Below are 25,458 nucleotides of genomic sequence, written 5' to 3'. Positions count from 1 at the left end.
ACAGAAAAATTACTAAAATTTAAAAAATCTTTCAAAAAGCTGCAAGTCCTTCAGAAAATAAGTTAATAAGCAAAAATTCACTTGCGGCGTGGATTAGCAGTGGTATCATTCGGGTATTACAAAAAGTAAAGGGCAATTTTACTATGACCAAAGCACCTGTTGCTCCTGTGGTGCTAGTCATTTTAGACGGATGGGGCTACTGCGAGGAAAAGCGAGGAAACGCTATTGTTGCTGCTAAAACTCCCATTGTGGACAGTTTATGGGCGGCTTACCCGCATACCCTCATCCGCACATCAGGAAAAGCCGTAGGGTTGCCAGAGGGACAAATGGGCAACTCGGAAGTTGGTCATTTGAATATTGGTGCTGGGCGAGTTGTACCGCAAGAACTGGTACGCATCTCCGATGCGGTTGAAGACGGTTCTATTGCCTCTAACCCAGCACTTGTCAAAATTTGCCAGGAAGTTCGTTCTCGGAATAGTAAGCTGCATCTAGTCGGGCTTTGTTCTGAGGGAGGGGTACATTCGCATATCACCCATCTATTCGGACTACTTGACTTAGCCAAAGACCAGCGAATTCCAGAAGTTTGTATTCACGCGATCACCGATGGTCGTGACACCGCCCCAACAGAAGGGGTAAAAGCGATCGCACTGCTGCAAGATTATATAGACCGCGCCGGAATTGGGCGCATAGTCACCCTCAGTGGTCGCTACTACGCGATGGATCGCGATCACCGCTGGGATCGGGTCAAGCGCGCCTACGACGTGATGACCCAAGATGGTGCAGGTGGCGATCGCACGGCTGTAGAAGTCTTGCAAGCATCTTACGCCGAAGGGGTAAAAGATGAATTTGTCAACCCCATCAGAATTGCTCCCGGCGCAATAGAACCAGGCGATGGGGTAATATTTTTCAACTTCCGCCCCGATCGCGCCAGACAATTAACTCAAGCTTTGGTCAGTCCCAAATTTGACGGTTTTGAAAGACAGCAAATCACACCGCTATCTTTTGTTACCTTTACGCAGTATGATTCAGACTTACCCGTGGCTGTAGCCTTTGAGCCGCAGAATCTCAGTAACATTCTGGGAGAAGTCATAGCCAATCATAGTTTGAATCAGTTCCGCACTGCCGAAACCGAAAAATACGCCCACGTCACCTATTTCTTTAATGGGGGTCTGGAGGAACCTTTTGCCGGAGAAGATCGGGAACTGGTAAGTAGCCCGATGGTAGCAACTTATGATAGTGCCCCAGCGATGTCAGCAGTAGCAGTTACAGATGTTGCGATCGCTGCGATTCAAAAGGGTACGTATTCTCTAGTTGTGATTAACTATGCTAACCCAGACATGGTAGGGCATACTGGTCAAATCGACGCTACCATTACAGCAATTGAAACAGTCGATCGCTGCTTGGGACGCTTATTAGAAAGCGTGATTAAAGCCGGCGGTACAACAATTATTACTGCCGATCACGGCAATGCTGAGTATATGCTAGATGATGGGGGTAATCCCTGGACGGCTCATACCACTAATCCAGTCCCCTTTATCTTGGTGGAAGGCGAGAAAGTCAAAATCCCTGGATATGGTACAAATGTCGAACTGCGAAGCGATGGCAAGCTATCCGACATCGCCCCCACAATTCTAGAGATTTTACAGCTGCCTCAGCCACCAGAAATGACCGGGCGATCGCTGCTGAAAACAGCAGAATATGACCTACAACGTACTCGCACCCCCGTGCAAGTAGGACTGTAAAAGAGAGACGCGATTAATCGCGTCTCTACAAGAGTTAGGAGTTTTTAATAGGCTCCTAACTTCTGAATTCTGTTTTTTGAAACTTTTTATAAATGAGATTCCTACCATGACAGTTAGTAATATCGTGCAAGGCATTTGGGCATTTTCCGCCACTGGTTTGATTATCTTAGTTTTGCTGCATAGCCCCAAAGGTGATGGTGTTGGGGCTATTGGCGGACAAGCCCAGCTATTTAGCAGTACCAAGAGTGCAGAAAATACCTTAAACCGCATTACTTGGGCATTGACAGTAATTTTTCTCGGTTTAACAGTAGTTTTAAGTGCTGGTTGGCTGCCTAAATAAGGATAGGTAAATGGGGAAAATAACCCAAAATCCAATACTTAACACCCTAATAAATTTAATTTCACGACGGTTAATTGTAGCTCTTGCCTTGTTTTTTGGCACAGGGCTTTTAATCGTTTTTACTAATATCGAGTCGAGTGATGGGTTTACAATAATACCAAAATATGATTATTCAAACTTAATCATCTCTCTCTCAACCTCACCATCTCCCCCAAAATCCCATCCCTTACCGCCCACACTCGCACAGTGGCAAGATAAGACTAACAGTGGTGACTACTTTTCCCAAGTCAAAACGACCCAAGTTGGTTATTTAGTCTGGTCGCAATTTCCCATTCGAGTTTACGTAGAACCACCAAAAGCCATCAGCGAAAAACAAGCTCAAGCATGGGTTAATGGTGTCTTGCAGGGTGTACAAGAATGGAGTACTTATTTACCTTTAACAATAGTCGAACAGCCAGAAGTTGCTGATATTACGATTGTACGAAAAGCGCCACCTCTACAAATTTCCCCTGGTAGTAATATACCCCGTGCGCGATCGGCACAAACTACTTACGAGTTATACACCAGCAACAAAATTTTATCCCACCGCTTCACCATCTTGTTAAGTCCCAGTCAAACAGGTGAGTATCTCATTGCAGCTACCCGTCACGAATTCGGTCATGCTTTGGGAATTTGGGGTCATAGTCCGCTACAAACTGATGCGCTATATTTTTCTCAAGTTCGTAATCCGTTGCCTATTTCTCCCAGAGATGTAAATACTTTAAAGTGGGTTTATGAACAGCCAACTACTTTGGGATGGTCTTTAGTAGATAATTCAGCGACTTAATTTTATGGTGTTGCTGAGTTAAAATATGGATATGTTTTGTGTAAAAAATCAAAATTTAAGATTAAGGCAACCAATTTTTATCTAAAATTTTCTCTAAGGTATAAGGACATAATTCAGGTAAATTGGTTAAATTTGTTTTAGCTTTAACATAATCTAAGCCATTACTATAAATTATGCTGAAATTCTCCTCTAAATGATTGCGTAAATTGGCACTTAAATCTTCATTTAGTTGGTTGCGAAAACTAATAATTTCCGCAGCCCAATGATTAGCATTTCTTGGCTTTTCTAAATCCCAATATTGATAAAGTAATAAATGTCTAATAATCTGTTCTAATAAACTTCTTACTCGCCTTTTTTCATTTTTAGCCAAATCTTCCAATTCTTCTATTAAGTTTTCATAGTCAACGTCTGCTAATTGTCGATTTTTGAGACATTTAATAGTCTCCTCTAACCATTGCAGGTAATTGGATTCATATAATGTTTTTATGTCGATGATTGCAGTCATTTGTTGATCTTGTCGCTTGAATTTAGAGTTATTTATTCTTTTATATTAACTAATATATTAATTTTTGCCGATAATTGCCCAAATGCCCGACTTCTTGAAGAAGTTGGGCATATAATATAACACTTAGGTAAGTGATATTCTACCCTTACGCTCTGCGACTTAGCGGTAGAGGTCGCTGTGCTAAAACTTCTTTATAAAGTTCTTCGAGCAGAGTAATATTTTTACTCAGGGTATAGCGGTCTAATACACGTTGTCTAGCTTTTTGCCCCAGTAGCGTTGTTAACTCTGGATGGTCTTGCAACACTGGCAAGAGGGTTTTTAATTGCGATCGCGCTGTTTTAGTATTAATAACAACACCTGCGCCCTTTTCTAAGACTTCTCCATCTGCACCCACATCTGTTGCTAAACAAGCTAACCCACATGACATTCCTTCTAATAGAGATAGGGACAAACCCTCTACCAATGAAGGCAAAACAAATATATCTGCGCCCCGCAAAATTTCGATGCGTCGGTCTTCATCAGCGACAAATCCCAACCAGATAATGCCGTATTCTGAACCATAAAACGGCTCTAAGGAAGACTTCAAAGGGCCATCGCCAACAATTAGCAACTTACTACCAGGCTCCATTGCCGACTGCTTCCAAGCCCGGAGGAGGGCTTCGACATTTTTCTCTGGCGCGATTCTACCCTGATAGACAAACAGGCGTTCGGCTTTAAATTCTGCTTTGATTTTAGAAAGTCCTGGAGAATACTTAGCGGTATCAACCCCATTGGGAATTACGGCAATATTTTCTTCCCGCACGCCCATCCCTGCTAATAATTCTCGTTGAATTTGGGAAAATACAATCACGCGATCGTAGTTAACCAAAAAAGGCGCGTAGAGCTGATAAGCCAAAAGTTGTGTTCCCGATATCAGCTTAGCACCCTTGCCAGCAAAGGGTGTATGAAAAGTGGCAACTAGGGGCAACCTCAGTTCCTCACAGATTTCCGGTAGAAAAAAGTCTAGAGGAGATAACGTCAAGGAAGCATGGACTACATCTGGTTTGATTTCTCGCAGTGAATCGGTTAAAACTTTGGTGGCTTTAAAAGTAGGAATTGTGTAAACCTGGGACTTGTAAATAAAAGGCAGGGAAACCTCTCGAAGATTTGGCCAATTATCAGGTTCAGACTCTTCCTGGGCGAAGTGAAGAAAGCTAACTTGATGTCCCCTATCTAGCAAGGCATTTGTAATTTCTCGACTGTAGGTGACATTGCCGCAAAAGGGTGTTTTTTTTCCAATCCAGGCTATACGCATTCTTTATTTAGCTGTAATAAAAGCGGGTTTAATGTATTACTTGTGTGTCCTTTGTGATTTTTCTTTTATCTAGCTATACTTGCTGGTTTTTTTATTTATTAAAAATTCCCAAAACTTTCTACTAGTTTAAAAAGCTTATTGTCAGCTGATTAAACCAGTGGATTGATGGCTTTATTTATTGTAGTTATAAGTTGTTAATTTCTGATATTTAAACAACTTATTCTGACTAATGTCAGATTCATATCCGGCAAGTATGTGATAAATTTTCACTGACCACAGTTTACCATGAACACAAAATCTTTAAGTAAATATTAATTACTTAAAGGTAATGAATAATAACTCCTGTTAGCTGATAACTACTTGTGTGAGTTATACCAGGTTAATATACCTCCTGAAAAGACGATCGCAGCTAATCCCAAAAAAACTACCTGTAATCCCAGAAAGGTTTCTGCGACACCAGCTAATGCTAAAGGTAAGGAGAGGGCAATATTAATTACATTGTTCTGCAAGCCAAAAACTTTACCGCGCATTTCTGGAGGTGTTTCTGTTTGGATTGCAGTTTGCATGGGAATTCCCACTAGCGCCCCAAAGATACCTAATAGCGTCACCAGTAACAAGACTAGCCACAGTTGAGTTGTAAATATTGATAGACCAATTAAGGATGCTGCCATACCCATACAACCGTACAGACTTAGCTGGGTGTAGGAGAAGCGTTGACCAAATTGACCGAGAATTGTTGCTCCCGCTGCAATGCCAACCCCGCCAGCTGCTAGTAAAAAGCCGAACTGGGAGGCTTTCATATTGGGAATTATTTCTGCCATCCGAACGGCTAGAACTGTTAATGCTGCAAAGACAGAAAACAAGATAATCAGCTGAAGCAAAGCATTGCGGACACGATGATTGGCTTTGAGGTACGCAAAACCGTCCCGCAAGTCAGAGAATACGTGAGGGAATTCTGTATCAGGGTGGTGGTGTTTTTCCTTAGTTGCCAAGAGGAACAAAATTAGTCCCGCGATCGCATAACTGCCACCTACTAAAAGTTCTTTGCCCAAACTACCACTACCACCAATTTGCAGCCAAAGTCCATCTGCGATCGCTAATAAGGGTTCTCCAACGGCAAACCCAATAATCACCGATGCCATCATCGTTGTTGTGTAAAGCGAATTTGCCGAGAGTAAATGCTGTTCTTCTACTACTAAAGGAATTGCCGCCTGTTCTGCCGGGGCAAAAAACTGCGTCAAAGTCGAAACTAAAAAAGTCACGCCCAGAATGATTACAAAACCCACTGGCATTACTCCTATGGGTTTCCAATCATGAGTCAACCACAGCAGGAAGGGAATTGACAAAACTAGGATGCCGCGCCAAATATTCGTTGCCACGAGTACAGCTTTTTTCGACCAGCGATCGACAAACACGCCAGCAACGGAACCAAACAATACAGCTGGAATCGTAAAAGCCATCATCAAGACTGACACCCAACCACTAATACTCTGATTGCTTGCTTGAAACTGAGTATTAATTAAGGCAATCATCAGCACCAAATAAACTTTATCTGCCAATTGGGAAAAAACTTGACCGCCCCAAAGAGCGAGAAAATTAGGGTTTTTTAATACAGGTAAAAATCCCTGCTGTTTTACATTCCCTGCAATAGCTTCTCCACCTGAACCAGATCCATCTAATTGCGGTGGTTCTTTTTCTGCGATCGCGGCTACTGGCAAATTATGCCCATTGCGAGCGCCGTTATTATCTACTTCAGCAGTGGTTAATTTGTCCTCAGATTGTGTTTCTGATTGACTTGGAACATCAGTTTTTGGGATCTCCTCTGTCCAACTTTGATCGTTTTTAGAAACGTCTTTTGGGGACATTTCTTGGCCATTTATTTGACTAGGTGTACACTTAGAAACAGCACTCAAGTGATTTCTGACTGTCGGATCTGATACCCTATTCTGTTTTTTTACGAGGCTTGGTGACAAAGGCAGGATTTTTTTATCCAAATCAGACGGTTGCATCATGGTTGGCAGCAAAATAAGAGTCGATTAACGTAGCAGAGCGAATAGGGCGACCTAATTGATACTGAGCATACTGGCGCAAAGTCTGCTCAACAGATAACCAGTGATAATCTCTAGCACCATCAATTTGCCTTATCTCTGGTTGTGATAAATGTTGAAGCAAAGCTAGTTCCATAGCACCCAAACGACTAGAAATCACAGGTATTTCTTGCCGATGCACAACAACTGTTTGGGTATTGGGCATTGGGGATGGTGGGGCCCCCTCTGGGGATAAGGGGTAAGGGGCATTGGGCATGGAGTATTGGTTATTAATCTCCCTCTGCCCTTCTTTTCGTAAACGTTCCCTAGCTTCTAAGGAAACCGTTCCACCCGCAGGGATACTAAATCCTACCTGCCAGTTGGGGTTTGTAAAGTCTGGCTTGAGGGGGTGCTGAGATAGGCAACAGATTTGCACTTGTGGCGTTAGTCCTGCTAAGGCTAAAAGATGAAATACACCATGAGCCAGATGAGCTAAAACACCAGATGGATTTGCACTAGACACCATCTCCAAGCGATGAAGATGTTCATTGAACAAATCATAAAGTTCTTCTTGGGGTTGTTCGCTCAAAGCTTCACACAGAACTATTTCTGCTAAATATTGACTGGCGGCCAGTTTTCCCAAATCTTTAGCTAAACCAGGATAAGTTTTTAAAGTCTGTGCTTGAGTAATTTTATCAAGCGATCGCCCTTTGGCAATCAATAGTTCATTCACAACAAACATTCCACTCCTACCGCCCAGGCTGGAGTTGTGCTTACGTGCCCCTGGAGCCACAGCTCGAATTAGACCAAATTCCCGTGTCAAAATCGTCACTATTTTATCCGATTCTCCTAGCGCCTGGGTTTTAAGATTAATACCAGTTGCTTTGTAGGTTCTACTCATTAGTCATTAGTCACTAGTCATTAGTAGTCATTGGTCAAGGATCATTAGATTAGGACAAATAACATAGACGCTTCTGCGGCTTCCCGCAGGGTAGGACAAATGACAAAGGACAAATGACTATTCACCCTTTCCCAGGTTATCGCGCTGACGGAGCAAATCCATACCGCGAGATGTGCCTAATCTAGTAGCACCAGCTACGATTAAGTCTAGGGCTTGATTGATTGTGTGAATACCACCTGAAGCTTTAATTCCCACCCTTTCTTTGGCCAATTCCTTCAAAAGTCGTACATCTGCCACTGTTGCACCACCATTCCAACCAGTACTAGTTTTTAAGAATGCCGCTCCCGCCTCCATAGCTATTTCAGCAGCTATTTTTTTCTCCGCATCCGTCAACAGGTTGGTTTCCAAAATTACCTTAACCGTTTGCCCAGTCTCTTCGCAAATTTCGGCAATCTCTCGGTGGACTTCTTCAGTTTTGCCAGCTTTCAACCAGCCCAAATTCATTACTACATCCAACTCAGTGGCCCCACTATCAGCCGCTTCTTGAGCTTCATACAGTTTCACTGCTGAAGTCGTTGCACCAGAAGGAAAACCGATCACCGTACAAACTTTCGGGTTTTTACCGTGGAGGAGTTCAACTGCTTGCTTGACATTCGCGGGGAACAGACAAACCGCCGCAAAGTTGAATCTATATGCTTCTTCACACCATTGCTCAACCTGCTCTGGAGTAGCCGTTGGCGTTAACAGGGAGTGATCGATAAATGGCGCAATATCAATGTCTGGATAGTCTGCTGCCATCGTGTCTTCTGCCAGTGATTGATTATTAATCTTTATAAAAAATTAAAACATTTCTTATATATATATTAAACCACATTTATTACGAGTTTATCCTGAAAACAAGCTGCTGAATTGTCTTGAATATCAGCTTTACAGATATCCCAGAATTACTGTAAGTATTTAAGTTGACGTTAAGTGGTAGTAATGTTATGAATGTCAATAGTATTTTTTACACTATTTTCTAAGAAGTTAATCATAGTTTGAGCTAATGCCTTTGATGCCAAATATGGAACACCATTACCAATAGTTTTAAACATATTTGTGAGCGACATATTCTCTGGAAGTATAAAGTTTGCAGGCAAAGATTGGATAGCTAAAGCTTCCGCTACAGAAATCCGCCGGACTTTGTAAGGATGTAAATGTACTTCATTATTTCCATAGCAAGCTGTTGGAGAATAACGCCATCTATGCAGACGTTTGAAAGACTTCCTAGAATTATCTCCTTCTTGAACAGCAGCAAATTTTGTAATACCTGCCCTTGGTTGAAAATAGTGTTCAGCATTGGGGTGATTAAGAACGTTATTTTTTCTAAACCAGTATTCAACTGTCAGTTCTTCAGGTATGCCATCAGGACAAGGTGTTAGAGAATTTTCTTTGAATGGTTCACACTTACGCCAAGGGTAAGCGAAAACATTTTCTTGAGGATATAAAATAGAATTATTCCAAGGGAAAGTTTCTTCAGAAAGTAATTTTTTATCAAATGCGATTTTCATTTCCTGAAGAAAACTATTTTTGAAGCCAATTAGGATAATTCTGTCTCTATTCTGGGGTACGCCGTATTCAATAGCATTAATTAACCGCTCTGTTAATATATAACCTGCTGCTTGTAATTGTTGCTTGAGCGATTCAAAAAATAAACGGTGTTTTGCCGTTTTCCATAAACCCTTAACATTCTCAAATAAAAAGAAATCAGGAAGATTGCGGCAAATTAATTCAATGTAAGAAGCGGAAAGCTTGCCATTATCTCCTAAACGTCCTCTATTTTTTCCACCAATAGAAAAATCAGGACAGGGAGGACCGCCGATGAAACCAATTATATTATGAGATTTGCGGCAGTCTTTGACTAATTCTTGAAGGTGTTGTGCTGCTTTTCCGGTAATAAGATTTGTTACATCTGCTGCTTCACCGTGATGATATCCATATTCAGGCGATCGCATTTTCAGCACTTCTCGTGAATGGCGATAGGCGGCGATGAATGGGGCGAAGATTTCATTGACATAGACAATATTAAAACCGTTGGTTTCAAAACCTATATCGAGGAAACCCGATCCAGCAAAAAAAGAGAAAATACAAGGGCGATCGCTCATTGAATGACTCGCATGATAAAACAGTATTAATTAATATCAAATATTCATAAAATTGCTTATATCCTTCCTTCCAGGGAAATTAATACTAACTATCTCAATTTGGTCTTAAGGGTTGGCAAACCCTAATATACTTAGGGTTTATACGTAAGTACCAATCAAAAATGAAAAATTTGAATACTGCTTAAATAGTAAAAAAAATTCACACTTCCTCTAAGTATCTCATATCGAAGTTTACTCAATCTTTAAGGAAAATCCCTGACAGAAAAAGAGTCTGAAGTCACAATTAAATATAGGAGTTAACAAGCTCCAAATAATGTTTCGGACAAATATTTGTCATTAAAGAAAAACCGGGGTACTTCGGACTAATTTTTTATGCGGATTTTAATTTACTCCTACAACTACTATCCAGAACCAATTGGTATTGCCCCACTGATGACTGAATTAGCAGAGGGACTAGTGAAGCGTGGACATGAAGTGCGCGTAGTAACTGCTATGCCTAACTACCCCGAACGTCAAATTTACCAAGAGTATCGGGGCAAGTGGTATGTCAACGAATACAAAAATGGCGTTCAAATTCAACGCAGTTACGTTTGGATTCGCCCACAACCCAACCTATTAGATAGGGTGTTATTAGATGCTAGTTTCGTTGTCACTAGTTTTGTACCTGCCCTCATCGGTTGGCGTCCAGATGTGATCCTCTCAACATCACCATCCTTACCAAGCTGTGTACCAGTTGCTCTTTTAGGATGGTTACGTGCTTGTCCTGTGATCTTAAATCTACAAGATATATTACCAGAAGCAGCCGTCCACGTCGGTCTACTTAAAAATAAATTACTCATCCAGTTGTTTGCATTATTAGAAAAATTTGCCTACCGCAGTGCTAGTAAAATTAGTGTCATCGCCGATGGGTTTGTAGACAATTTACGATCTAAGGGTGTAGAAGCTGACAAAATTGTGCAAATCCCCAACTGGGTTGATGTAAATTTTATTCGCCCTTTGCCTAAAGAAGATAACCCTTTCCGCACAGCCCATAATTTGAATGGCAAATTTATAGTACTTTATTCTGGCAACATTGCCCTCACCCAAGGTTTAGAAAGCGTCGTCAAAGCTGCTTCTGTATTGCGCCATATCCCAGATATTGTCTTTGTCATCGTTGGGGAGGCCAAAGGTCTACAGCGATTGCAACAGGAATGTCTCGACTGCGGCGCAGATAATGTTTTGTTACTGCCATTTCAACCCCGCAAAGATTTGCCACAAATGTTAGCAGCTGCCGATGTTGGCTTGGTGGTGCAAAAGAAAAATGTTGTATCCTTCAATATGCCATCAAAAATTCAAGTGTTACTTGCCAGTGGAGGGGCCTTAGTTGCCTCTGTCCCTGACAATGGTACGGCAGCAAGAGCCATCAGGCAAAGTGGCGGCGGAGTTATTGTACCTCCAGAAGATCCGCAAGCTTTAGCGAGCGCAATTTTAGATTTGTACCAAAACCCCGAAAAAGTCAAAACTCTAGGTTACAAAAGTCGCCAATATGCCGTTGAGCAATATTCTTTTGAGCAGGCTTTAAATCAGTATGAGTCCTTATGTTACTCATTGATGGCAAATCGTCGAGCAATTCAGTCTACAGGCATAGTTACGAAACAAGAAGTTTAAGCTTTGCAGCAAATTTACATTGCATCTGTAGAAATTGCAATTATGCCCTCAAATCTAGGTGACAGGAGATTTTGAGGGTAGCTAATTTTATTAGGAAACATATAGTAATAGATAAGCAGGTTTTTAGGTGTATTGTTAAACTAAAAATCCCACGGCTTCACTTTATTCAATCCGTGAGTAAACCAATTTGTTATCTTTATCTATATATGGAGAATTTTTAGTATTTTTTAATACTAAGTTTTCTGTGTACTACTCGTACTTTTGGTAGATTCAGTTATGAGTATGCTGTGTTGGCTCGTAGTTTTTAGCAGGCAGTCTAAGTCTAAAGCCTAGATTTAGCGTTACCTGCGAATTACTAGCCTTACATCACATATTATGCTGTTTGATGAATCTGCGATTATTTTCGCTGTCAATTATTGCTGGAAAGCTATTGGTTGATTTATCGCTGCACAATAACCATCAGCAATCAGCAGTTGCGGATGTCGAAATCCAAACAGCCAATTATCAAACTAGTACAACACGGCGTAAATAAACCACCACTGACGCTCACAGGCTCGCTAACGGCATTTCCTCATGGGGGGAACCCCCTTCTAGACGCTCCGCGTTGGCGTCAGCCTCTCCCTTTGGGAAAAGACAGGACTGCCTCACCATTCAAAATCAATGAAACGCTTACACTGTATTAATTTTGAATTTTGAATTTTGAATTTTAAATTCCGCCTTGCGGTACTAGCCCCATAGACACCTGTTTTTTTGTTAGTATTCAAAAAAACCTATTGACACATTTGTTTGTCAGATCAATTGTTTGTTGTTTGTAAGTAAATGTAAACAATTGTTTCAAAAGGAAGAAAGCACCTGAGGTTTAATGACTGATTATTTCCAAGGAAATTTCCCATTGCAATCTGTCCCACTGACGAAGAGTGCGGTAATAAGCCACGGCCAAACCGAAGAGGCAAGCAGAAAATTAGCTGCAACGATCGCAGAAGCGGCATCAGACCGCAAAGCAGGTGAGATTATATTGCTCAAAGTAGCAGAGGTATCTTACCTAGCGGATTACTTTGTGATGATGACTGGCTATTCTAGGGTACAAGTCAGAGCGATCGCTCAAGCAATTGAAGGAAAAGTTGAAACTGAGTTGCAACGCCGTCCTTTAAGGACAGAAGGAAAAGTCGAGGGGAGTTGGGTACTACAAGATTACGGTGATGTGATCGTTCACATTATGATGCCCAAGGAACGGGAGTTTTATAATTTAGAAGCGTTCTGGATTCATGCAGAACGTATTTCCCTTCCAGAATCAGACGAGGGTGAAGGTAAGCCAACATGATTAGGTCTTCGGTTTCTAATTGCCCAGTTCCTACAGACCAACAACCGCTCAATGAATACGAAGAGTTAAAAACTTCCTGGCTGTTTCGTGATACTACTTTAGATTGGCGCGAGTATATCACGAAACTCTTTTGGATTTGGGGTTTATCTTGGTTATTCGCAGGGCCCATAGCTGCGGCAAGTTTTCCCCCTCACAAGTATATTGCACATTTTATTCTCTGTGGTGCAGCCGGGGCGAGTGTCGGGTTAGTACTAATACTGGTAAGGTTGTACTTAGGTTGGTTCTACGTGTGCGATCGCCTTTGCAGTCCTACAGTATTTTATGAAGAGTCAGGCTGGTACGACGGCCAAACTTGGACTAAACCAGAGGAAGTTCTCAACCGCGATCGCTTAATTGTTGCATACGAAATCAAACCCATTCTGCGACGGTTACAATTTACCTTTGCTGGCTTGGCGGGAATGTACGTTATTGGTACTATAGGTTGGCATTTGTTTTAAAAGAGTTGTTAGTCATTAGTCATTAGTCATTAGCTAAGGACTAATGACTAATGACTAATGACTAATTAATTAAAAAAGGTGATAAATATAAACCCATGACAATGGGAAAACGAACTCAGGCCGCAGCACTGGAAGTCCGGTTGCTGCGAGAAGGTATTATTGAATCCAGGCATATAGTCCAAGCTGTTGTCTGCGACGAACGAGGACGGGTTCTCACCGTTGCTGGAAATTCTGAAACTGCTGCATTTATCCGTTCAGCCCTCAAACCATTTCAGGCACTCGCTGTCACCACCACAGGGACACTGGAACGCTATCAACTCAGCGATCGCGACTTAGCAATTATCACAAGTTCCCATAAAGGAAGAATAGATCAAGTCCGACAGGTATTTAACATCCTTTGGCGGGCCGATCTTGACCCAACTATACTCCAGTGTCCAATTCCTGAAGGTAAGCGGAGTGCTTTAGAATACAATTGCTCTGGAAAACATGCAGGAATGTTGGCCGTTTGTCAGCAACGCCATTGGCCCTTGAATAACTACTTGGATCGCAAGCACCCAATACAGCAGTTAATTTTGGGCAAAGTAGCAGAGTTGCTGCGAATGCCAGCAGCAGAATTTATCAGCGCTCATGATGACTGTGGCGTACCAACTTATCTGATGCAACTCGGTCACATGGCATCTTTATATGCACTGCTAGCCTCTAGTACCAACTTAGATATGGAGCGCATCGTCCGAGCGATGACTCATCACCCGGCTATGGTAGCAGGAGATGGAGAATTTGATACGGAACTGATGCGCTTAACTCCAGGGGAACTAGTCAGTAAAACTGGTTCCGAAGGAGTGCAGTGCATTGGTAGACTCGGTGAGGGCTTGGGCTTGGCAATCAAAGTCATGGATGGGGCGAAACGAGCAAAATACGCCGTGGCGATTCACTTACTCCAGCAAATGGGTTGGATTAGTCCCAGCGCCGCCGAAAGCCTCTCAGAGAAGTTTGTCACCTTAGGAAAATACAAGCGTTTAGAAGTAATTGGAGAATTATCATTTTTGTAGTTGCCAAACTCTTGACTATAGGTTACTATAAATAAGTCGAGAGCAACGCGGGATAGAGCAGCCTGGTAGCTCGTCGGGCTCATAACCCGAAGGTCAGTGGTTCAAATCCACTTCCCGCCACCAAATAAAATATAAAACAAAACCCTACGATCAGTAAAGATTGCAGGGTTTTGTTTTATTTTTGATCTATTCTGGAAGAAATAGCCATCTAAAAGGCGCGGAGAATCATGGTTGTGAAGTTGCAGCGACCAATTTTAGTGGGAGGATTGGGATTGTCCTTTTCTTTGTGGATGTTGGACAGTTGGCACGATTCGATAGTGCAGGTGGGTGAGTTTGGTTTGTTGAGTGCTTTAGCTGTAGGCGGTGGTTTGTGGTTATTCCAACAAAATCGCTCGAAAGACAGTTTAGAGCAGCTAAATGGTATGCTCGTGGGTCGGGCGACTGTGGAAAGTGCGATCACTAAAACTGAAACTGTAATTAACCAACTGGCACAAGAATCAGAAAACCATCCGGCGTTACAAACACTGCGAGAACAAGTTAACCAACTATTGTTGGAATTAGACAGACAAGAAATTAAAGTGGCTGTGACTGGCGGGAAATCCGTGGGTAAAAGCACTTTAATTCAAGTGCTAAAGCAAAATGTCGAGACACGAAATTTCGTGTCTTTACAAGAGACAGCACCTTTATTTAGAGAAGTGGGTGAAAACTCCGATGCAGCTATTTTGACAGAAGTAGCAAAATCTGATTTTGTTCTGTTCCTGACAAACGGTGATTTGACAGACTCAGAATTTCAAACCTTACAGCAGCTAAAGGCAGCAAATCAGCCCACAATCCTGGTTTTCAACAAACAAGACCAGTATTTAGCCGATGAAAGCGCCAGCATCTTGCTGTCATTAAAACAGCGAATGCAGGGGAATGTAGTTGCAACTGCGGCCTCTCCTATTGCCATCAAAGTCCGAAAGCATGAGGCTGATGGTGCTGTGCAAGAGTGGATGGAACAACCAGCAGCAGATATCCAGCAGTTAACTCAGCAGTTGGATGAAGTTTTGGTACAGCAAGGACAACGGTTGGTTTGGCTAACTACTATGAGGAAAGCCGGGTTGTTGAAAGCTGAGGCGAAAAACTGGCTGAATGGAACCAGACGCGATCGCACCACCCCAATTATTGAACAATATCAATGGATAGCTGCTGCTGCTGCCTTTGCTAACCCAGTACCAGCCCTTGATATTTTGGCGACTGCGGCAATTAATGCTCAAATGGTAATGGATTTGGGTAACATCTATCAGCAGAAGTTTTCCCTAGAACAAGCGCAAACTGTAGCTGGAACAATGGGAAGTTTGATGCTGAAATTGGGTTTAGTTGAACTTTCGACAAAGGCGATTAGTACTGTTCTGAAAAGTAATGCCCTTACCTTTGTTGCTGGTGGCGTAGTTCAGGGAGTCAGTGCAGCTTATCTAACTAGAGTCGCAGGGTTAAGTCTAGTTGAATATTTCCAACAGCAGGAAATAGCGATCGATTCTGGGACTGGTTTGAATTTGGAGAATTTGCGGCAAACCTTGCAAAAGGTGTTTCAGCAAAATCAGCAGATTGGTTTTTTGCAGGGATTTGTTAAGCAAGGTGTGAAGCGTTTGTTGCCAGAAACACAGCAGGTTGAAGTAGTTGGTGTTCAGAAGGCTGCGGGATAATCTCATATAAAGGATTACAAAATTTTGGATTTTGGATTTTGGATTGAATGATTCAAAATCCAAAATTTAAAATTTTTGTCAAAGTCAATTTTTTGAACGTAGACTCACAGCGTCTCGTTAGAGAAGAACACAAACAAAAAAAGAAATGCTTAACTGAACTGTATTGCAATCTAAAATCTAAAATCCGAAATTGGCTGACACTTGGCGTAAATGAACCTAAAATTTACCCAAGCCTATTTTAGGCTTGGGTGTATTTAAGAATATAGTGAGACTTGGAAATTACCAAAAAATTGTGAATAAGGGTAATTAGCTAAACAGCACCACTGTTTCTATTAAATAGAATACCTATAGTTTTGAAAATTAGCTTTAAATCGTACACCAAACTCCAATTTTTTTGATACTGCAAATCCAAACGAATTACATCTTCAAAACTACGGACTGTAGAACGCCCGTTTACTTGCCATTCGCCAGTCATACCGGGTTTCACATCTAAACGTTGCCACTCCGGTACTTCATAGCGTTCCACTTCATCGGGTGTAGGTGGTCGAGTGCCTACTAAACTCATTTCTCCTTTGAGGACGTTCAAAAATTGCGGTAGTTCATCAAGACTAGTACGCCGTAAAAAGCGCCCTACCTTGGTAATTCTGGGGTCATTCTCATTCTTGAAAAAAGCACCTTGTACTTGGTTTTTAACTTGGGATTTCTTCGCTTCTGCATCCACACACATGGAGCGGAATTTCCAAATCTCAAACCGCTTCCCCATCCAACCACAACGTGTTTGACTAAAGAAAATGGGCCCAGGATCGTTAATTTGAATAGCGATCGCAATGGGAATAAACAAAACTCCTGTAATTAATAAACCGACTATTGACCCGATAATATCTAAGAACCGTTTCATCCAAGATGCCACAGAAGGGTGAGTAGCGGGTAACGGCTCTACTTTTCGGGGAGTTGTCTTCCGATTATCTACTAAGTCTTCTGGTTCTCTTAGCGACCCATCAGCCACAGATTCAAGGGGAAAAACTTGATCCAATCCCGTGAGTTTCAGGACTGCCATTACCTGGGGTGTTACATTCCGCAGTGTTAATGTAATCTCTTTCGCTTGAGCGGATTTAAAATTACTGACCAGGGCACCTAAACCACTACTATCCATAAAAGTAGTTTGGTGAAAGTCAATGATGATTTGCTTAGGATGTGAATTGGTCTGGATTAAGCCTTGGCAGGTTTGCTTAAAGCCTAAAGCCTCCAGCACGCTTAACCGCGTTGGCACCTGCACTATAGCGGTGTCGTTTAGGGAATTAACTGGAAAATCGACCTCTGTCGGTTGGCTAGTCATGAAGCTCTGCACTTTCGTTGCCATAAGAAATAACTGATACGTTTGGGAACTCCGTCTGTTTAGAGCGGAGCGGAAAAACAAACAAGCGGTTTGAACCGCCTTGCCGCTATATCGGACTGGGTAGGAGCGCTTTGGCAGCGCCGTTAAGGGTGAAAATCTCTTAAGAATCTCTGTCTCTTTAGAGCAGGGAGTGTCAAGTATAATGTAATCTGCCAAACATTATTTTGTCCTACAAAATTATCTAACCTAAATATCGGAATCAGTAGTAATCAGGACTAATTGCTATTTACCGGGGCTGAAATTGGAGATCGTTAGCGACGATTCACAATAGAACAAGAAGCCAAAAAACATCCTTGCCGTTGTGCCGACGCAGCGCGATCGCGTTGCTCTCATTTTATGATTGCTAAAAATACGGTTACACCTACCGCACGCCTGATTGAGGTCTTTTCTGCCATTCAAGGGGAAGGACTGAATGTAGGGACACGTCAAATATTTATTCGTTTTGCTTTGTGTGATTTGCGTTGTCAGTTTTGTGATAGCGCCCACACTTGGAATGCACCTGATACTTGTCGGATAGAGCGATCGCCTGGATTGCGCGACTTTGAAATCCACTCTAACCCTGTCCCATTACCCATATTACTCGAATGGGTGGAACAGCAAAATCTTCCTTGTCTACACGATAGCATTAGCTTAACTGGAGGCGAACCCCTTCTTCATGCCCCATTTTTAACGCAGTTTCTACCCCAAGTGCGAGCCATAACTGGCCTACCTATATATTTAGAAACTGGCGGACATCGCCCAGAACAACTAGCAATGATTCTCCCCTACTTAGACTCCGTAGGTATGGATTTCAAATTGCCCAGTGTTAGCGGCGAAAGTCATTGGCAAGAACATAGTAAATCTCTCCAGTTATGTTATGACTCATATTTAAATGTTTTTGTCAAGATAATTGTGTCTCAAAACACAGATCCCGCCGAGTTGGAACGTTCAGCTTCGTTGGTGGCAGAGGTTAGTCCAGATATCTCAGTATTTTTACAACCTGTTACGCCTTTGGCAGTGTCAGAACAATTTTCACCAATCCCTATGCTTGCGCCTTCCAGCGATCAAGTTTTGACCTGGCAAGCTTTGATGAAGGGGTTTATCAAACATGTGCGTGTGATCCCCCAGACGCATAAAATGCTGAACCAGTTGTAAAATTTGATTTTGATAAAGATGTAGTCAAGAAAAAAGTAAGATTTGGTGAGGCTGTTACAGGCAATCTAATTAGCTCAATCAAAAGACCTCTCCCTGCTTTTACTGCGTAAAACCGTCCCTCTCCGATTCGGAGAGGGATAGACTTTAACAGGTAGGGAAGAGGTTCATCGAACTCAGGTTGATTTGTTTTTACAGTGAGTCCTCATCTGGAGTTTTAGATTTAGCTTTTGCCTTATTAGCACTGCGTTTGAGGGCAGAGAGTCTTGCTTCGTATCTTGACCGTTGGCGCTTACTAGGAGTATTGTCAATCAGGGTTTTTAAGGCGCTACCAAGACTCTTGTAGGCATTGGGGAGGCTATAACCAAAACGAGTTGCCAATGCGATCGCTTTCTCATCAGCATTGAGCAATTCTCTTAGTTGCTTTTCCCCATTATTCTTTTGGTACAGTCGCCAGCCTGACACACCACAAAGCGACAAAGCTAACACCAGCAGCAATCCATCTTGTACCCACAATTCGCCTACAGCACCACCTAAACCGATGGCTAGTGCTGCCATTTCCCAACCATCTTTGGGAATTGTGTCATTTTGAACGCGAGCAACTTCATGCCAGAACAGCAGATTACGCTGATCCATTGCGAGGGCATCCCATTTTACCAAGTCAATTTGAATTTCTACCTGGTCTTTACCAATTTCTTCGCAGCGAACCAGGGGTGGATTGACTTCAGTTGTGCCTTCAACCGTAACCCAGCTTTGCAATTCTGGCGGTAATAAGCCTTTCAACCGCCGTAGTTCACTCATTTCCGCTTTGGCAGAGGAGGTTGCGTAGGATGTCATAATATCCAGCCCCAGAAAATTTCATGTATATAGTGAGGGTATCACTTTGGAGTATAGCTATTTAAGTGATGATCCGTCTCACTCACTAGGAAAACTTCCTCGCTTTTTTCGCGCTTCCATTGCTTTTTCTAGTAAATCTAATAATCCTGGGGCTTCTTCTTGGATACTGAGTAACAGTCTTTCCCCAAGTTCTATATTCCCCGGATCAAGACCTGTTGCCATCACTTCTTTCAGGCGAGGTATCGCTATGCCATCCACAATTTGAATTAACCCACTCAGACAACGATGAAATTGCTTTTCTGTAAGAATCGAGTCTTCTAGAGGAAACTCAATAATGGCACGGATTTCACCATCAGATGGGTCATATTCCCATTGCAACATTTTGGTTTCCCAAGAAATGGCAAGCATCGTCTGTAGGATAACTCCCTTGTGAGGATGGTCTTGGATTCCTGCCAGAACTTGAGGGGCAAATACCCGAAAAAATTTTCCCTCTTCATCCAACTGGACAACTATTAGGAAATCTTCTAGGTTATCAGCCTCGACACCTGTTATAATTCGGTCTTCTTCATCATCAAAACGGTAGTCCCAACCAAGGTTGTCTAAATAGTTGGCAATCTGTTCGAGGTTAGCTCCCATAAAAGCCTCATAAGGAACGTGGAGCAGTTGTCACCAGGTCTAGTTTAACCTGCTAGGGGTAGTTGTTTGGGTTGGTGTGGATACTTCTGATTGCATAGAAGTGTGCAAGGGGATTGGGTACTGGGGATTGGGTACTGGGGATTGGGTACTGGGGATTTGGGTATTAGCAAAAATATCCCAGTCACTAGTCACTAGTCCCCAATCCCTGGCTGTTGGGCATTGAAAGATAAGAAAAATAGATGATCGTTCGGCGTTGTGAATGATATTTTTTTAAGGATTGTTGCTTATTAGCTTCTTCTTAAAGAAGCAATAATCACTATTTTTCAAATCTTAGCCAGTGAAGGATATAGCACTAACTCACTTAAGTTTTAATATTGTCTTCTAGGTTTAATAAGTGTATTGTTCGAGCAAGCATGATAGCAGGATTTTTAATCAAACTTGAAAACTGAAGCCAAGTTGACATAATTTACCCATAGTATTTGAGGCTTTTGAATATATAAGTAAAAACTTTAATTGCCGCTTTTAAAAGTGAATAAACATAGCACATAGGCTGGTACAGTTTTATATTACAAGCAACAAATTGTTTTCACTAAATGATTGTAGTGAGCAATACAATTCTTTGATCTAGTAATTTATGAAGTTCATGCCTAAATCAGCTTTAGTTTTTGCGATCGCACCTTTAGTTTTTGCGATCGCAGCTTGTGATGGAGATTCAGGAAAAACAGCAAGTACACCCGGCACTCCAGGCAGTACTCCAGCTGCACCAGTAACTCGAAATCGTTGGGATAGCATTAAAAGCCGTGGTCAGTTAACTTGCGGTGTCAGTGGTGAAGTGCCAGGGTTTAGCTTTGTGGGAACCGATGGTAAATACAGTGGCATCGATGTCGATGTTTGTCGAGCGATCGCCGCAGCTTTGTTTGATAAGCCAGATGCAGTAGAATTTCGCAATCTCAATTCCAAAGAGCGGTTTACAGCTTTGCAAACTGGAGAAGTAGACATTCTCAGCCGCAATACTACCTGGACACTTAGTCGCGGAACCACAGTAGGTCTAGAATTTGCACCTGTGGTCTTTTACGACGGACAAGCCATCATGGTTCGCAAAAGTAGTAACATTAAGTCCCTGGCAGACCTCAAGAATAAAGCCATCTGCGTTCAAACTGGAACTACTACCGAACAGAACTTAGCAGACCAAATGCGGAAAAGGGGCATCACTTACAAACCCGTTGTCTTTGAAGACGTTAACGTTACCTTTGCTACTTATACCGAAGGTCGTTGCGACGGGATTACGGCTGATCGTTCAGCATTAGTTTCGCGGGGCACAATTTTACCGAAACCAGAAGATAACGTGATTCTCAATGAAGTGATCTCTTCAGAACCCCTTGCCCCAGCAGTTGCTAAAGGGGATGCTAAATGGAGTGATGCTGTTAAGTGGGTGGTTTATTCTCTAGTAAAAGCTGAAGAATTGGGCATTACTTCCCAGAATATAGGTCAGTTCGCTACAAGTACCGATCCAGATATTAAGCGCTTTTTAGGAACCGAAGGTAATCTTGGCGAAGGACTCGGCTTAACTAACGACTTCGCAGCCAGAATAATTAAGCATGTTGGTAACTACGCCGAAATTTACGATCGCAACCTCGGCCCCAAGACAAAACTCAATCTAGCTCGCGGTCAAAATCAACTCTGGAGCAAAGGCGGACTGCTTTATTCTCCACCGTTCCGGTAGAAGGGCAGGGGGCAGGGGAGGCAGGGGGAGAAATAATAAATGACTAATGACTAATGACTAATTTAAAACCGTCTATATGGCGTGATGTGCGTTTTTGGAGGATTGCTTTGCAATTAGTTGCTGTATTTTTAGCAGTAGTTGCAGTAGTAATACTGTGGGGTAATCTCAAGCGCAATTTGCGGCAATTGGGTATTCCGTTTGGATTTGATTTTCTTAAGCAACAAGCATCTTTTGATATTGGCGAGACGCTGATTAGCTACAAACCCACTGACACCTACAGTCGTGCTTTGTGGGTGGGGCTAATTAACTCCTTGCGGGTGGCGATCGCAGGAATTTTTCTGACCACCATTGTTGGGATAAGTGCTGGGATTGCCCGACTTTCTGACAACTGGCTGGTGCGGAATATCACGATGGTTTATGTAGAGGTTTTCCGCAATACGCCTTTACTGCTGCAATTGCTGTTTTGGTACTTTGCTGTTTTTATCAGTTTTCCCAAAACAGAAAATAAGATATCCCTTTGGGGTTTTATTGGCGTTAGTCAAAATGGCTTAGAATTTCCTTGGTTTACCCTATCACCAGAGTTTTCAACGTTGCTGTTGGGATTAACTTTCTACACAGGTGCGTTTATTGCAGAAATTGTGCGAGGTGGGATTCAATCAGTACCGAAGGGACAATGGGAAGCAGCGCGATCGCTAGGATTAAAACCAGGGTTAGTAATGCGGTTGGTAATTTTTCCCCAAGCTTTGCGGGTAATCATTCCACCGTTAACGAGTCAATATCTGAATTTGACCAAAAATACCAGTTTAGCGATCGCGATCGGCTTCCCCGATATTTATTTTGTCGCCTCTACCACTTTTAACCAAACAGGGAAAGCCGTAGAAGTGATATTACTGATTATGCTCACCTATCTCACTCTGAGTTTGACTATCTCGGTAGTGATGAATTTATTCAATCGCAGCGTGCAAATTAAAGAGAGATAAGGGTGATGAGGGGCATAAATCAGCAATTTAACTCAAAAGTTGAGCCTTTGAACTCGGAAGTTGCACCTCTGAACTCGGAAGTTGAGCCTCTGAACTCGGAAGTTGAGCCTTTGAACTCGGAAGTTGAGCCTTTGAACTCGGAAGTTGCACCTTTGAACTCGGAAGTTGCACCTTTGAACTCGGAAGTTGAGCCTTTGAACTCGGAAGTTGCACCTTTGAACTCGGAAGTTGAGCCTTTGAACTCGGAAGTTGCACCTTTGAACTCGGAAGTTGCACCTTTAAGGTTGAAATATGACCAATGACCAATGACTAATGACCAATGACCAATGACTAATAACAAATTAACTTGGCTGCGTAAAAACCTGTTTAGTACTTGGTACAACAGCTTATTAACTGTTGTCTGTTTAGTGTTTCTGTTTTGGGTAGTACGAGGAATTCTAACTTGGGCAACTACTCAAGCACAATGGGCGATAATTCAGGTTAATTTACGTTTATTTCTAGTTGGCAGATTTCCGCAAACGCTATATTGGCGAACTTGGATTGTGCTAGCGATCGCTTCGATTTTAGGCGCTATAACTGGCGGTGTATTCTTTAGTAGACAACAGTTAACAAAGCGGGGAATTGCTTTGTTTGCTTTCATCATTGGCATTTTGTTAGTTGTTTTACCACTAGATTTTACATCCCGCCTTTGGTTATTGTTAATTGCAGTTTTGGTATTTGTAGGTTTTTGGGTTGGAGGAAAGTTTACTAAGGTACTAAGTCCTTGGCTTTCCCTATTATGGTTATTGTCTTTCCCGATAATTTTATGGCTAATTGGCGGTGGATTTGGATTGCAGCCTGTACCTACAAATTTATGGAACGGTTTGCTACTTACCCTACTAATGGCAGCAGTGAGTATTGTACTTTCCTTTCCCATTGGGGTTTTACTCGCTTTAGGGCGCACAAGCAATTTGCCTGTAGTCCGTTGGTTTTCTATCCTATATATTGAAATTATTAGGGGAGTACCACTGATTGGAATTTTGTTCTTAGCTCAGGTAATGCTTCCCTTATTTTTATCAGCAGATGTGCGTTTAGATCGGGTATTACGAGCAATAGCTGGACTAGTACTATTTAGTGCCGCATATATGGCAGAAAACGTGCGTGGTGGACTCCAATCAATTCCTCGCGGGCAAATTGAAGCTGCGAAAGCACTAGGTTTAAATACACCTTTGGTAGTGATATTAATTGTCCTACCTCAAGCCTTACGTAGTGTTATACCTGCGATCGTTGGTCAATTTATTGGCTTATTTAAAGACACTTCACTCTTATCTTTAGTAGGATTGGTGGAACTTACAGGTATTGCCCGTTCAATATTGGCACAACCACAGTTTCTCGGACGCTATGCAGAAGTTTATCTATTTATTGGATTTATTTACTGGGTATTTTGTTACTCCATGTCGTTAGCTTCTCGGCGATTAGAAAAACAGTTAAGTCAGTAGTTAAGAGATTTTAAAAAATAAATTAACGTGAGTTCGACAAGTCTTATTTGACCTCTCCCCCAGCCCCTCTCAGACACGGAGAGGGGAGCAAAAAGCGGAATTTTTCTTGCTCCTCCCTTTCCGTTTCGGAGAGGGAGGTTGGGAGGCAGAGGTTCATCGAACTCACATTAAATTATCTAAGAGAAAATTAAGAGCCAGAATTTAGAATGTTTCTAGTATTCTGACTCCTTTTAATCTTTAAATTTTGCCTTATTTGGTCAGTTGTGTAATTTATTGTGCATCTAACCAAGCTTGTAAATCCGCCAAGCTGCTAAAATCCAACAGAGCAACACTTAGATTCTCAAGTACTGTTAAGGGTAAATGAGAAATCGTTGCTTGCATTTGCTCAGACAGTTCTTGTCCAAGACGCTTAGTTAAGAGTCGAAAAATCAATTTAATAGTTGCTTCCTGTTCTCCTTCCTGTCGTCCTTCTTCTTTAATTTCTCGATAAACTCTCGTTTGCTGTAATGTTATGCCTAACATGATTTCCACCTCGGCTCGGCTTAATTGTTCAAATTTGTACACCATTATGGTCGTTATCAATTCTATTATGGCGCGACTTGATACTTGGGGCACTTCTTGATATGTTCTGGTTAGCAAATACCTAGCTTCTTCTGGTGCTGCATTTTCTTCTATCGTAGTCAGTACCATCAGTGCTAAACCCAAAGGTAATTGGCGAATATCTCCTAACTCGTCCAAGTAAACGCGATACAATTGTTCGCTATTAAGGAATGCGCGGTAGGGATAGCTATTACTTTGTTCAATACTGCGGGATGGGTAGATTACCACCGCTTGCCAATCACTGTATCTCATCCGGTTGCGATAGAAATACAATAACGACTCGGCAAATAGCCTTTCGTAAAGCATTTCATCCTTTTGAAATTGAACTTCGCTGAAATATACAACCCCGCCATCAGCAGTATCAGGTGGAAGAAACACACCATCAATTTCAAATTTGGGTTCCTTGACAGCTACGGAATCAAAGCGATAATTATCAGCATTGGCTGGGGGATTTGTCAACAATTCAAATAATAAGCTTGGGGATTGTTGAAAGAGTTTGTAGAAAATTGAGTCTCGGCGCATCTATGGGCTGCAAAAAATTTATTTGAACTCATAAGATATCTTCATAGTACTTGTAACTCAAATTTTATTTATGAGTGTTTTTGTAATGTGTGATATTGTTCACTAGGAAAATATTAAATAGGTATCGCACTGTAAAATCTGATTAATTAGAGTTATTATTGATTAGAGATTAGTCTA

General features: G+C 42.0%; 24 protein-coding genes and 1 tRNA gene. 15 read left to right on the top strand and 10 right to left on the bottom strand.

The window, feature by feature from the left end:
• Nucleotides 1-143 precede the first annotated feature (143 nt).
• The 3 genes from gpmI to V7L07_RS20570 all read left to right on the top strand — a co-directional run bounded on the left by gpmI (nt 144) and on the right by V7L07_RS20570 (nt 2,908).
• Entirely contained in the window at nt 144-1,742 is a 1,599-nt protein-coding gene (gene gpmI, locus V7L07_RS20580; protein WP_335060787.1) for a 2,3-bisphosphoglycerate-independent phosphoglycerate mutase, read from the top strand.
• Between the two features lie 106 nt (nt 1,743-1,848).
• Nucleotides 1,849-2,082 (top strand): preprotein translocase subunit SecG, encoded by a 234-nt coding sequence (gene secG / locus V7L07_RS20575; protein ID WP_109011945.1) that lies wholly within the window; start codon nt 1,849-1,851, stop codon nt 2,080-2,082.
• Between the two features lie 10 nt (nt 2,083-2,092).
• Nucleotides 2,093-2,908 (top strand): peptidase, encoded by an 816-nt coding sequence (locus V7L07_RS20570; RefSeq protein WP_335060786.1) that lies wholly within the window; start codon nt 2,093-2,095, stop codon nt 2,906-2,908.
• 61 nt (nt 2,909-2,969) lie between these two features.
• Here V7L07_RS20570 and V7L07_RS20565 read toward each other — a convergent pair whose 3' ends face one another.
• From V7L07_RS20565 to V7L07_RS20540, 6 genes are all read right to left on the bottom strand, one after another.
• Nucleotides 2,970-3,413: a DUF29 domain-containing protein gene (locus V7L07_RS20565; RefSeq protein WP_335060785.1), complete on the bottom strand. Its 444-nt coding sequence runs from the start codon at nt 3,411-3,413 to the stop codon at nt 2,970-2,972.
• 145 nt (nt 3,414-3,558) lie between these two features.
• Nucleotides 3,559-4,707, bottom strand: a complete 1,149-nt coding sequence (locus V7L07_RS20560) for a glycosyltransferase family 4 protein (protein WP_335060784.1) — start codon at nt 4,705-4,707, stop codon at nt 3,559-3,561.
• Between the two features lie 356 nt (nt 4,708-5,063).
• Nucleotides 5,064-6,716, bottom strand: coding sequence for an MFS transporter (locus V7L07_RS20555; RefSeq protein WP_335060864.1), 1,653 nt, complete (start codon nt 6,714-6,716; stop codon nt 5,064-5,066).
• Nucleotides 6,703-7,635, bottom strand: coding sequence for a DNA repair protein RecO (recO, locus tag V7L07_RS20550; RefSeq protein WP_335060783.1), 933 nt, complete (start codon nt 7,633-7,635; stop codon nt 6,703-6,705). Before recO ends, V7L07_RS20555 begins: the two co-directional genes overlap by 14 nt.
• A 117-nt stretch (nt 7,636-7,752) precedes the next feature.
• Nucleotides 7,753-8,433, bottom strand: coding sequence for a deoxyribose-phosphate aldolase (deoC, locus tag V7L07_RS20545; protein WP_335060782.1), 681 nt, complete (start codon nt 8,431-8,433; stop codon nt 7,753-7,755).
• 170 nt (nt 8,434-8,603) lie between these two features.
• Nucleotides 8,604-9,779 carry a DNA cytosine methyltransferase gene (locus V7L07_RS20540; RefSeq protein WP_335060781.1) on the bottom strand — a complete coding sequence of 392 codons (1,176 nt, stop codon included), beginning with the start codon at nt 9,777-9,779 and terminating at the stop codon, nt 8,604-8,606.
• A 372-nt stretch (nt 9,780-10,151) separates the two neighbouring features.
• On the opposite strand from V7L07_RS20540, the gene V7L07_RS20535 reads away from it, so the two are divergent.
• The 7 genes from V7L07_RS20535 to V7L07_RS20505 all read left to right on the top strand — a co-directional run bounded on the left by V7L07_RS20535 (nt 10,152) and on the right by V7L07_RS20505 (nt 15,978).
• Nucleotides 10,152-11,426, top strand: coding sequence for a glycosyltransferase family 4 protein (locus V7L07_RS20535; protein WP_335060780.1), 1,275 nt, complete (start codon nt 10,152-10,154; stop codon nt 11,424-11,426).
• Between the two features lie 385 nt (nt 11,427-11,811).
• Nucleotides 11,812-11,958 (top strand): hypothetical protein, encoded by a 147-nt coding sequence (locus V7L07_RS20530; RefSeq protein WP_335060779.1) that lies wholly within the window; start codon nt 11,812-11,814, stop codon nt 11,956-11,958.
• A gap of 330 nt (nt 11,959-12,288) precedes the next feature.
• Nucleotides 12,289-12,747: a ribosome silencing factor gene (gene rsfS / locus V7L07_RS20525; RefSeq protein WP_335060778.1), complete on the top strand. Its 459-nt coding sequence runs from the start codon at nt 12,289-12,291 to the stop codon at nt 12,745-12,747.
• A complete protein-coding gene (locus V7L07_RS20520) occupies nt 12,744-13,244 on the top strand; it encodes a CGLD27 family protein (protein WP_335060777.1) in 501 nt (166 codons plus the stop codon). The genes rsfS and V7L07_RS20520 overlap by 4 nt, the downstream gene beginning before the upstream one ends.
• Before the next feature lie 95 nt (nt 13,245-13,339).
• Nucleotides 13,340-14,293, top strand: coding sequence for an asparaginase (locus V7L07_RS20515; protein WP_335060776.1), 954 nt, complete (start codon nt 13,340-13,342; stop codon nt 14,291-14,293).
• 46 nt (nt 14,294-14,339) lie between these two features.
• Nucleotides 14,340-14,416, top strand: a tRNA-Met gene (locus tag V7L07_RS20510).
• Nucleotides 14,417-14,520: 104 nt separating this feature from the next.
• Nucleotides 14,521-15,978 (top strand): YcjF family protein, encoded by a 1,458-nt coding sequence (locus V7L07_RS20505; RefSeq protein WP_335060775.1) that lies wholly within the window; start codon nt 14,521-14,523, stop codon nt 15,976-15,978.
• A gap of 310 nt (nt 15,979-16,288) precedes the next feature.
• On the opposite strand, the gene V7L07_RS20500 is transcribed toward V7L07_RS20505, so the two are convergent.
• Entirely contained in the window at nt 16,289-17,338 is a 1,050-nt protein-coding gene (locus tag V7L07_RS20500) for an anti-sigma factor antagonist (RefSeq protein ID WP_335060774.1), read from the bottom strand.
• 372 nt (nt 17,339-17,710) lie between these two features.
• Here V7L07_RS20500 and V7L07_RS20495 point away from each other — a divergent pair, with 372 nt between their 5' ends.
• Nucleotides 17,711-18,508 carry a 7-carboxy-7-deazaguanine synthase QueE gene (locus V7L07_RS20495; protein ID WP_335060773.1) on the top strand — a complete coding sequence of 266 codons (798 nt, stop codon included), beginning with the start codon at nt 17,711-17,713 and terminating at the stop codon, nt 18,506-18,508.
• Between the two features lie 189 nt (nt 18,509-18,697).
• Here the strand turns inward: V7L07_RS20495 and V7L07_RS20490 are convergent, their stop codons facing one another.
• Together V7L07_RS20490 and V7L07_RS20485 are read right to left on the bottom strand one after the other, a co-directional pair.
• On the bottom strand, nt 18,698-19,342 hold the full coding sequence (locus V7L07_RS20490) for a DUF3318 domain-containing protein (protein WP_179066624.1): 645 nt from the start codon (nt 19,340-19,342) through the stop codon (nt 18,698-18,700).
• 78 nt (nt 19,343-19,420) lie between these two features.
• Complete coding sequence (locus tag V7L07_RS20485) at nt 19,421-19,978, bottom strand: hypothetical protein (RefSeq protein ID WP_334778447.1); 558 nt, start codon at nt 19,976-19,978, stop codon at nt 19,421-19,423.
• A gap of 643 nt (nt 19,979-20,621) precedes the next feature.
• Between V7L07_RS20485 and V7L07_RS20480 the strand changes: the two genes are divergently transcribed.
• The 4 genes from V7L07_RS20480 to V7L07_RS20465 are packed head-to-tail and all read left to right on the top strand — an operon-like array spanning nt 20,622 to nt 24,159.
• Complete coding sequence (locus V7L07_RS20480) at nt 20,622-21,701, top strand: amino acid ABC transporter substrate-binding protein (RefSeq protein WP_335060772.1); 1,080 nt, start codon at nt 20,622-20,624, stop codon at nt 21,699-21,701.
• 53 nt (nt 21,702-21,754) lie between these two features.
• Nucleotides 21,755-22,681: an amino acid ABC transporter permease gene (locus V7L07_RS20475; RefSeq protein WP_335060771.1), complete on the top strand. Its 927-nt coding sequence runs from the start codon at nt 21,755-21,757 to the stop codon at nt 22,679-22,681.
• A gap of 5 nt (nt 22,682-22,686) precedes the next feature.
• Nucleotides 22,687-22,983: a hypothetical protein gene (locus V7L07_RS20470; RefSeq protein WP_335060770.1), complete on the top strand. Its 297-nt coding sequence runs from the start codon at nt 22,687-22,689 to the stop codon at nt 22,981-22,983.
• 24 nt (nt 22,984-23,007) lie between these two features.
• Nucleotides 23,008-24,159, top strand: coding sequence for an amino acid ABC transporter permease (locus V7L07_RS20465; RefSeq protein WP_335060769.1), 1,152 nt, complete (start codon nt 23,008-23,010; stop codon nt 24,157-24,159).
• Between the two features lie 270 nt (nt 24,160-24,429).
• Here the strand turns inward: V7L07_RS20465 and V7L07_RS20460 are convergent, their stop codons facing one another.
• A complete protein-coding gene (locus V7L07_RS20460) occupies nt 24,430-25,281 on the bottom strand; it encodes an Rpn family recombination-promoting nuclease/putative transposase (RefSeq protein ID WP_335060768.1) in 852 nt (283 codons plus the stop codon).
• Nucleotides 25,282-25,458 lie beyond the last annotated feature (177 nt).

Origin of the sequence: Nostoc sp., assembly GCF_036916985.1 — a bacterium.
Classification (GTDB): domain Bacteria; phylum Cyanobacteriota; class Cyanobacteriia; order Cyanobacteriales; family Nostocaceae; genus Nostoc.
The sequence above is the reverse complement of the archived record's forward strand: the minus strand, read 5'-3'. Positions and strand labels throughout refer to the sequence as shown.